Source organism: Exiguobacterium sibiricum 7-3 (assembly GCF_000620865.1).
GTDB classification, from domain to species: Bacteria; Bacillota; Bacilli; order Exiguobacteriales; family Exiguobacteriaceae; genus Exiguobacterium_A; species Exiguobacterium_A sibiricum_A.
Map to the genome: position 1 here is coordinate 46,412 of NZ_JHZS01000004.1, position 8,720 is coordinate 55,131.

11 protein-coding genes and 1 rRNA gene are annotated in these 8,720 nt (G+C 48.4%); 11 read left to right on the forward strand and 1 reads right to left on the reverse strand.

The window, feature by feature from the left end; all coding sequences use genetic code 11:
- Positions 1–10: 10 nt before the first annotated feature.
- The 7 genes from rplQ (at position 11) to rpsI (ending at position 4,700) form a co-directional block, all read left to right on the forward strand.
- Complete coding sequence (gene rplQ, locus P402_RS0100305) at positions 11–382, forward strand: 50S ribosomal protein L17 (protein WP_012369036.1); 372 nt, start codon at positions 11–13, stop codon at positions 380–382.
- A gap of 95 nt (positions 383–477) precedes the next feature.
- The gene (locus P402_RS0100310) at positions 478–1,308 is read left to right on the forward strand and encodes an energy-coupling factor ABC transporter ATP-binding protein (RefSeq protein WP_026826922.1); all 831 of its coding nucleotides are present in this window, start codon (positions 478–480) and stop codon (positions 1,306–1,308) included.
- On the forward strand, positions 1,296–2,153 hold the full coding sequence (locus P402_RS0100315; protein ID WP_026826923.1) for an energy-coupling factor transporter ATPase: 858 nt from the start codon (positions 1,296–1,298) through the stop codon (positions 2,151–2,153). Before P402_RS0100310 ends, P402_RS0100315 begins: the two co-directional genes overlap by 13 nt.
- A complete protein-coding gene (locus P402_RS0100320) occupies positions 2,150–2,941 on the forward strand; it encodes an energy-coupling factor transporter transmembrane component T family protein (protein ID WP_026826924.1) in 792 nt (263 codons plus the stop codon). Before P402_RS0100315 ends, P402_RS0100320 begins: the two co-directional genes overlap by 4 nt.
- Positions 2,941–3,690, forward strand: coding sequence for a tRNA pseudouridine(38-40) synthase TruA (truA, locus tag P402_RS0100325; protein WP_026826925.1), 750 nt, complete (start codon positions 2,941–2,943; stop codon positions 3,688–3,690). Before P402_RS0100320 ends, truA begins: the two co-directional genes overlap by 1 nt.
- 155 nt (positions 3,691–3,845) lie before the next feature.
- A complete protein-coding gene (gene rplM / locus P402_RS0100330; RefSeq protein WP_012369041.1) occupies positions 3,846–4,283 on the forward strand; it encodes a 50S ribosomal protein L13 in 438 nt (145 codons plus the stop codon).
- Between the two features lie 24 nt (positions 4,284–4,307).
- Positions 4,308–4,700, forward strand: coding sequence for a 30S ribosomal protein S9 (gene rpsI, locus P402_RS0100335; RefSeq protein WP_014969171.1), 393 nt, complete (start codon positions 4,308–4,310; stop codon positions 4,698–4,700).
- Between the two features lie 90 nt (positions 4,701–4,790).
- Here the strand turns inward: rpsI and P402_RS0100340 are convergent, their stop codons facing one another.
- Positions 4,791–5,081 (reverse strand): hypothetical protein, encoded by a 291-nt coding sequence (locus P402_RS0100340; RefSeq protein ID WP_026826926.1) that lies wholly within the window; start codon positions 5,079–5,081, stop codon positions 4,791–4,793.
- A 100-nt stretch (positions 5,082–5,181) separates the two neighbouring features.
- Here P402_RS0100340 and P402_RS0100345 point away from each other — a divergent pair, with 100 nt between their 5' ends.
- From P402_RS0100345 to P402_RS0100360, 4 genes are all read left to right on the forward strand, one after another.
- Positions 5,182–5,814 carry a M15 family metallopeptidase gene (locus P402_RS0100345; protein WP_026826927.1) on the forward strand — a complete coding sequence of 211 codons (633 nt, stop codon included), beginning with the start codon at positions 5,182–5,184 and terminating at the stop codon, positions 5,812–5,814.
- A 180-nt stretch (positions 5,815–5,994) separates the two neighbouring features.
- Positions 5,995–7,026, forward strand: coding sequence for an Mrp/NBP35 family ATP-binding protein (locus P402_RS0100350; protein WP_026826928.1), 1,032 nt, complete (start codon positions 5,995–5,997; stop codon positions 7,024–7,026).
- A gap of 3 nt (positions 7,027–7,029) precedes the next feature.
- A complete protein-coding gene (locus tag P402_RS0100355; RefSeq protein WP_026826929.1) occupies positions 7,030–7,635 on the forward strand; it encodes a KinB-signaling pathway activation protein in 606 nt (201 codons plus the stop codon).
- Between the two features lie 340 nt (positions 7,636–7,975).
- Positions 7,976–8,720: ribosomal RNA gene (locus tag P402_RS0100360) — 16S ribosomal RNA — on the forward strand; the annotation flags it as partial.

Sequence of the window (8,720 nt, forward strand, 5' to 3'; positions counted from 1 at the left end):
GAATCCATCCATGGCATACTCGAAATTAGGCCGTACAAGCTCACAACGTAAGGCACTTTTGCGTGACCTTGCGACTGATCTCATCATCAATGAGCGTATCCAAACTACAGAACAAAAAGCGAAGGAACTTCGTCCAGTCGTTGAGAAACTCATCACTTTAGGTAAACGCGGTGATCTCCACGCTCGTCGTCAAGTTGCATCGTTCGTTCGTCGCGAAGCTGCTGGTCAAAACGAAGCTGGTAAAACACAAGATGCAATCCAAAAATTGTTTGCTGATGTTGCTCCACGTTTTGCTGAGCGTCAAGGTGGTTACACACGTATCATGAAAATGGGACCACGTCGTGGTGACGGCGCAGAAATGGTCATCATCGAACTCGTTTAATTTTTAAATGATTCGAATAAAAGGGCAGTGCGTAACTCGCTTCTGCCCTTTTGTTACAAATGAAATTATTTTGATTTGATGAAGGAGGAGCAGACATGACAAAGCTGATTGAGTTGGAACAGGTGACGTACCGTTACCCGGAACAAGAACAACCAGCCTTACGGAATGTCTCTCTTTCGATTCATTCGCAGGAATGGGTCGCGATCGTTGGACACAACGGCTCTGGAAAATCAACGCTGACGAAGTTGTTTAACGGATTGTTGCTTCCTGAAGAAGGAACGGTTACTGTCAACGAGACATTCTCGAGTGCAGTGCCGGAGCAACTGTGGGAGATGCGCCGTGCAATCGGTATCGTCTTTCAAAATCCGGATAATCAATTCGTTGGCACGACCGTGCGCGACGACGTGGCATTTGCCCTGGAAAACTGGGGTGTGCCACGCGAGGAAATGGTTCGTCGTATCGACGACAGTCTAGCGCGCGTTGGCCTTACGGATTTTGTTGATCGGGAACCTCATCAACTATCCGGCGGACAGAAGCAGCGTGTCGCAATCGCCTCGGCGCTTGCGATGCGCCCTGATGTTCTCGTGCTCGATGAAGCGACATCGATGCTTGATCCGATTGCACGAACTGAGGTTATGTCGACCGTCCAGGAATTATATGAGCAACACCCGATGGCCGTCGTTGCCATTACACATGAACTCGATGAAGTCTTACGGGCCAGTCGTGTCATTGTCATGGATGCGGGGCAAATCGTTTTAGAAGGTACACCGCAAGAGGTGTTTGCACAATCCGCGTTTCTTGAGCAGATTGGACTAGATGTTCCATTCGTCGTCCGGGTGCAGGAGCAACTTTCGGCACGTGGTCTTACTTATGAGGACACGATACTAGATGAAAGAGACTTGGTGAACCGCTTATGCCAATCTTAATCCAGGAATTGAATTATACGTACCAACTCAATAGTCCGTTTGAACGAGTCGCGCTGCGTGATGTGAATCTTGAGATTCCGTCAGGGGCGCTTGTTGCGTTTGTGGGGCATACCGGTTCCGGAAAATCCACGCTCGTCCAACATATTAACGGCTTGTTGAAACCAACTGCCGGTAAGGTACAGGTTGATGACATCATCATCGAACCAAAACGAAAACAAGATTTAAAGGCGCTCCGTAAACGGGTGGGTCTTGTCTTTCAGTATCCGGAATATCAATTGTTCGAAGAAACCGTCTTGAAAGATGTCATGTTTGGTCCAATGAACTTTGGTCATACACCGGCAGAGGCAGAACGGTTAGCGAAAGATGCCTTACGTACCGTGGGACTCGATGAAGTCTTCTGGTCACGTTCTCCGTTTGACCTGTCTGGTGGGCAAATGAGGCGTGTTGCGATTGCGGGCGTACTCGCTAGTCAACCAGACGTGTTGATCGTCGATGAACCAACAGCAGGACTTGATCCACAAGGACGAAAGCAGATGCTGTCTCTTTTCGCTGAGCTGCATGCGCAATCAGGAATGACCTTGCTGTTGATTACACACGATATGGATCAAGTCCTTGAGTATACGAACCGGGTCGTCGTCATGGAAGAGGGACAAGTCGCGTATGACGGAGAACCAATGGGTCTATTCCGTCAAGAAACGTTACTGCGTCAATTCCATCTCGATTTACCCCACGTTTTGGCGTTTGCTTGGAGGATGGCCGATCAATTGAAACAGCCACGCCCGTCGCTTCAGACGGAAGCGGAATTGATTGAATGGATTTTGCATGTACGGGGGGACGGACGATGATCGTAGGACAACATATACCAGGGTCGTCGTATTTACATCGTTCGTCGGCCGTCGCGAAAATCATTTTTGCCTTTTGTTTTATTCCTCTTGTGTTTTTAGCCAATAATGCAGCAACGAATATTTTTTTATTGCTGTTTACGTTTTTTGCTTTAGCGAGTAGTAAATTACCAATCCGTTACGTCTTAAAAGGGCTGCGACCGATTTTATTCTTAATCGTCTTTACGTTTATCATTCAGCTGTTGTTTACGCGTGAAGGGGCCATTCTGTTTGAATTTGGCTGGTTCAAGATTTATGAAGAAGGATTGCGTCTTGCCATCATCGTTTCGCTCCGGTTCTTTTACCTCGTATCGATTACGACACTCGTCACGTTGACGACGTCACCAATCGAACTGACGGATGCGATTGAGTTGTTACTCAAACCATTTAAAGTCGTCCGTGTCCCGACGCACGAGATTGCCTTGATGTTGTCGATTTCCCTTCGTTTCCTGCCGACCTTGGCAGAGGAGACGGAAAAAATCATGAAGGCACAGCAGGCGCGCGGTGTCGATTTATCGGCGGGTCCGATTAAAGAACGCTTACGGGCCATCATTCCTTTGCTGATTCCACTCTTCATCTCGGCGTTTAAACGGGCAGAAGATCTTGCGACAGCGATGGAAGCCCGGGGATACCGGGGGGGCGAAGGACGGACACGACTCCGTGAGTCCAAATGGACAGGTCGCGACACGGGGCTGATTGTCCTTCTGATCGTCCTCGGACTGCTTCTAGTCTATTTACGGGGAGGCTTTTGATGCGACGCTTTAAATGTACGATTCAGTATGACGGGACGGACTATTCCGGGTACCAAGTACAACCGAACGGTCTGACGATTCAGGAAGTCCTCGAGAAGACGCTTGAGCGGATGCATAAGCACCCGGTCAAGGTGATTGGTTCCGGGCGTACGGATGCGCGTGTGCACGCACAGGGACAAGTCATTCATTTTGATACGGAACTGGCGATTGCACCTGCAAGCATGGTGAAGGCCCTAAATACGTTATTACCGGACGATATTCGCGTTCGTGACTGTAAAGAGGTCGCTTCTGACTTCGAAGCAAGGTATGATGTAGTAGGGAAAGAGTATCGGTACTTCGTGCGCCGGACGGAAGATGCGTTTCGACGTCATCAATCCGTCCTGATTCCGTATTCGCTCGATGTTGCGCAAATTCGTCTGGGATTAGCGCATTTAGTCGGGACTCATGACTTCAGTTCGTTCTGTGTCGCGAAGACAGAGACGGACAATCGTGTTCGGACGATTTATGAAGCGGAACTGATTGAACAAGGAGAAGAACTGATTTTTCGTTTTCAGGGAAGCGGTTTTCTCTACAATCAGATTCGGATCATGGTCGGCACGTTGCTTGATGTCGGACGCGGTCGATTTGCCCCGAATGACATCAAACGAATGCTCGAAGCGAAGGATCGAAACGTCGCTGGTGTGACGGCACCACCGCACGGGTTATACCTTTGGGAAGTTTTCTACCCAGAGTCTAAAAAAGGCATTTGACATTAGCCGCTAAAAAACATACAATGTTTATTGGCATTTCATTTATTATGAAACCACAATCTTAGCCCCGTACACCTAAGATTCTGATAGATTCAAACAGTGAATAAATGAAAAATCAAAAAAGAAATTTTTAAATTCCTTAGGAGGTATTTTACATGCGCACAACTTTCATGGCGAAAGCTACTGATGTAGAACGCAAATGGCTCCTTATCGACGCAGAAGGCAAAACACTCGGTCGTCTTTCGAGCGAAGTGGCTTCACTTCTCCGCGGTAAGCACAAACCTACGTTCACACCACACGTTGACTGTGGGGATCACGTTATCCTCATCAACGTTGAGAAAATCGTATTAACTGGTAACAAACTCGACAAAAAGGTCTACTACCGTCACTCTGGTCATCCAGGCGGCTTGAAGCAGACTGTCGCACGCGACTTACTCGCTAACAAACCTGAGCGTATGCTTGAACTCGCGATCAAAGGGATGCTTCCAAAAGGTAGCCTCGGTCGTCAAATGTTCAACAAACTCCACGTTTACGCTGGAGATACTCATAAGCAAGAAGCACAACAACCAGAAGTTTACGAACTTCGCGGTTAATACGAATTTAGGAGGAACTACACGATGGCAGATGTACGTTACTACGGCACTGGTCGCCGTAAAAGCGCGGCAGCTCGCGTTTTCCTCGTTGCTGGAGACGGTAAAGTCACAGTTAACGGGCGCGATATCAGCGAATACTTCGGTTATGAAACATTAATCATGACTGCAAAAGAACCACTTGTACTCACAGAAACAGAAGGCAAATACGATATCATGGTAACGGTCAAAGGCGGCGGCTTCACTGGTCAAGCAGGCGCAATCCGTCACGGTATCTCACGTGCTCTTCTTCAAGCGGATCCAGACTTCCGTGGCACACTTAAAGCTAAAGGTTTCCTCACACGCGATGCTCGTATGAAAGAACGTAAAAAATACGGTCTCAAAGCAGCACGTCGTGCACCTCAGTTCTCAAAACGTTAATCGTTTTATCTCTCATCCTTACGGGTGGGAGATTTTTTTATGCAAAAAAACCGCTTTCTGACCGGTAGCGGTCAGAAAGCGGTCTGTTGTTCAGAATGTACGACGTCGGATGGTTCGGATGAGGAATAAAAGTGCCATCAAACCAATGAATGTCAGCGGAATGCTCCACAGGAAAAGATCCTTTAAAAAAGAAATAGGATCGTACGTCGTTTGTGAACCAACTTTACCAACAAAAGACGTGTCCTGACTTAATACCGTGCTGTTCTCGGGGAGAGTGGGCTGATAAGCCGCGTTCGCCTCATGCACCGTATTAAAGTAAATTGCATAACCAGTATGTAAGAGAACAGTCAAGATACCTGAGAAGGCAACCATCTTTTTCATCAAAAAACTCCTTTTTCCGAATGATTTGTGAGGACATGTCCATCGATAAGTATACCGAATTCTGTTTTCGGGAACAGTCTACAAAGGAGTGTGGTGAACGATGACCGTATCAGTCAGTTGGTTATTAGAACGGGCCAACCGAAAACTGAATGTTCCGGGACTGTCGCCGGAAGTTGCGCGAAAGACACGTCAAGTCATCCGGGAGCTTCATGTCAAAGGGATTTATGTCGGAGTGGCCCAAGGATTCCGGTCCTACGCCGAGCAGGAGAAGCTGTATGCGCAAGGACGGACGATGCCGGGCGCAGTCGTCACGAATGCGCGTGGGGGACAATCAAATCATAACCGGGGGATTGCCGTGGATCTGTTTCAATATTCCGTGGACGGGACAGAAGCAATTTTTAATACCGATGCCAACTTTCAGCAAATCGTCCAGGCGATGAAGCGGCAAGGTTTTTCCTGGGGCGGAGACTGGAGTGGGTTTAAAGACTATCCACACTTTGAGCTGAACAAAGCGACGACGGATGTCTTAGTGCCTTATCCGGGGCAACCTCTCTATATAGGAGCCATAAACATGAACAGCAGGGACATCGAACGGATTCAGCGAGCGGTCAAGGCGACTGTCACGAAACGTTTTGATGCGGAGACCGTCGATAAAGTACGTGCCTATCAAGACCGGCAAGGATTAGCGGTTGATGGTGTCGTCGGACCTGCGACATGGAACCGGATGTTTTAAACGTAGAGATCCCCTTTTTACAATTGTGAAGAGGGGGATCTCTCTTTTTTCATCTTTCAGGTAACTTCCTTACGAGTCTTCAAGGAAATGTCATGCTTTCCGAGTCGAAATGTGCAAGCGCTATCTTATTTTTGTTATACTGAAATGGATTAAATCGAACGTTCTCAGGGGGAAGACACTATGTTGAATGAACAAGAAATTCGCGAGGTGGTCGGGCAATTGATCGATCCGACGATTGAACGCTCGCTTACAGATACGAACGGGATTCGCGATGTCCGCATCAAAGGAGACTATGTCAGTCTCAAAATCGCACTGGCACAAGCAGGATCAGGCGAACAGCTCGCGTTACAGCAACAGATCGTCAAAGAGTTAAAGGAAAAAGGATTCAAGACGGTCGGCTTACGTTTTGAGGCACTCGGCGATCACGGTATTCAAGCCGCGACGACACCATCAATCCTTAAACCGGAATCTGGCACGACATTCATTGCGGTAGCTTCCGGTAAAGGCGGTGTCGGAAAATCGACGGTTTCCGTTAACTTGGCAGTTGCCCTCGCACGGGCAGGAAAAAAAGTTGGCTTGATCGACGCGGATATCTACGGATTCAGTGTGCCGGACATGATGGGAATCGAAACCCGTCCGACGGTCGTCAACGACCGGATTATTCCACCTGAACGGTTTGGGGTTAAAGTCATCTCGATGGGCTTCTTCGTCGAAGACAATGCACCTGTCATCTGGCGTGGCCCGATGCTCGGAAAGATGTTAAACAACTTCTTCTCTGACGTCGAGTGGGGCGACCTCGATTACTTACTGCTTGATTTACCACCGGGTACAGGCGACGTGGCACTCGATATTCATTCGATGTTGCCAAGCTGTCAGGAACTGATTGTCACGACACCGCACGCAACTGCGGCATTCGTTGCTGCACGTGCAGGGGCGATGGCGATCAAAACAAACCACCGTTTGCTCGGAATCATCGAGAATATGGCATATTTCGAAAGCAAGACGACTGGCGAAAAAGAGTATGTGTTTGGTTCAGGCGGCGGAGAGAAGTTGTCAGAAGCGTTAAAAACAGATATTCTAGCTAAGATTCCACTTGGACAGCCGTATGCAAATGAAACGGACTTTGCACCGTCGATTTACCGTGACGACCATCCATTTGAAACACACTATAATGAACTCGCAGCGCGTGTCATCGAAAAAGTAGAGGGATAATGAATGAAGACTAGAGGATTTTTGAAGCTGTTTTGGATGACGCTCCTGATCGGGACGCTCGCCGGCTTCGTGTTTAACCTTGTCGCTGAACCAGGTTATGTCCGTAACCAATCGATCAGCGGATATGTCACGGCCTTGGCTTACAGCAGTACATGGACAGCCATCAGTTTGATGGGATTCTTTTCATATCTGATCCTTCACCGGGTCGGACTCGATATTTTCCGGGGGGCTAAGCTATGGGATCGGGTCCAAATCGTCTTAATCGCATTTGCGTTATTCGATGGGATCTACCTTCGGGGACTTGCTTTCGGATTTGAAAAAACGAACCTGTACATTGGAGAGATGGTTGTCTTACTGCTCATCGCGTTTTTTGTCGCTCGGACGAAAGCGCGCGAGACAAACTTCACGGCATTCGTGCCGACACTCTTTTTGATGACAGTCATCACATTGATTGAATGGGTGCCGGCTCTTCAGGCGACACAAGACAAACGGATGTTATGGGCAGCGCTTGCCACATTACTCGTTTGTAATGCGTATCAAATTCTGATGTTGCATCGACTGCAGGAAAAACCAAATTCAGCGAATGCTGCGTCTGGCAAAAGAGCGTAAAAGAAAGGGCGCCGTTCTACCGTTTTATCCGGTCAGAGCGGCGTCCGTCTTTTTTTAATATTTTTTTAGAAAAACAGTTGACGAAAAAAACAAGAGTTGATATATTAATACATGTCGCTGAGGCACACGCCACACAGACACGTCGAAAACGAAAAAAACTTATGAAAAAAGTTATTGACACCAGTTAATACTTTACTGTAAGATTTAAAAGTCGTCAAACGACATATCGGACTTTGAAAACTGAACGATGAGGCAAAAAACGTATCTTCGGATACAAACAATGAATGAAGCGCAAGCTTCGTCAACGTGACTTCGGTCACACAACGAGCAAGTCAAACACTTTATGGAGAGTTTGATCCTGGCTCAGGACGAACGCTGGCGGCGTGCCTAATACATGCAAGTCGAGCGCAGGAAGCTCACGGAACTCTTCGGAGGGAAGTGAAGGGAATGAGCGGCGGACGGGTGAGTAACACGTAAGGAACCTGCCCCAAGGATTGGGATAACTCCGAGAAATCGGAGCTAATACCGAATAGTTCTTCAGACCGCATGGTCTGATGATGAAAGGCGCTCCGGCGTCACCTTGGGATGGCCTTGCGGTGCATTAGCTAGTTGGTGGGGTAATGGCCCACCAAGGCGACGATGCATAGCCGACCTGAGAGGGTGATCGGCCACACTGGGACTGAGACACGGCCCAGACTCCTACGGGAGGCAGCAGTAGGGAATCTTCCACAATGGATGAAAGTCTGATGGAGCAACGCCGCGTGAGTGATGAAGGTTTTCGGATCGTAAAACTCTGTTGTAAGGGAAGAACAAGTACGAGAGGTAATGCTCGTACCTTGACGGTACCTTGCGAGAAAGCCACGGCTAACTACGTGCCAGCAGCCGCGGTAATACGTAGGTGGCAAGCGTTGTCCGGAATTATTGGGCGTAAAGCGCGCGCAGGCGGCCTTTTAAGTCTGATGTGAAAGCCCCCGGCTCAACCGGGGAGGGTCATTGGAAACTGGAAGGCTTGAGTACAGAAGAGAAGAGTGGAATTCCATGTGTAGCGGTGAAATGCGTAGAGATGTGGAGGAACACCAGTGGCG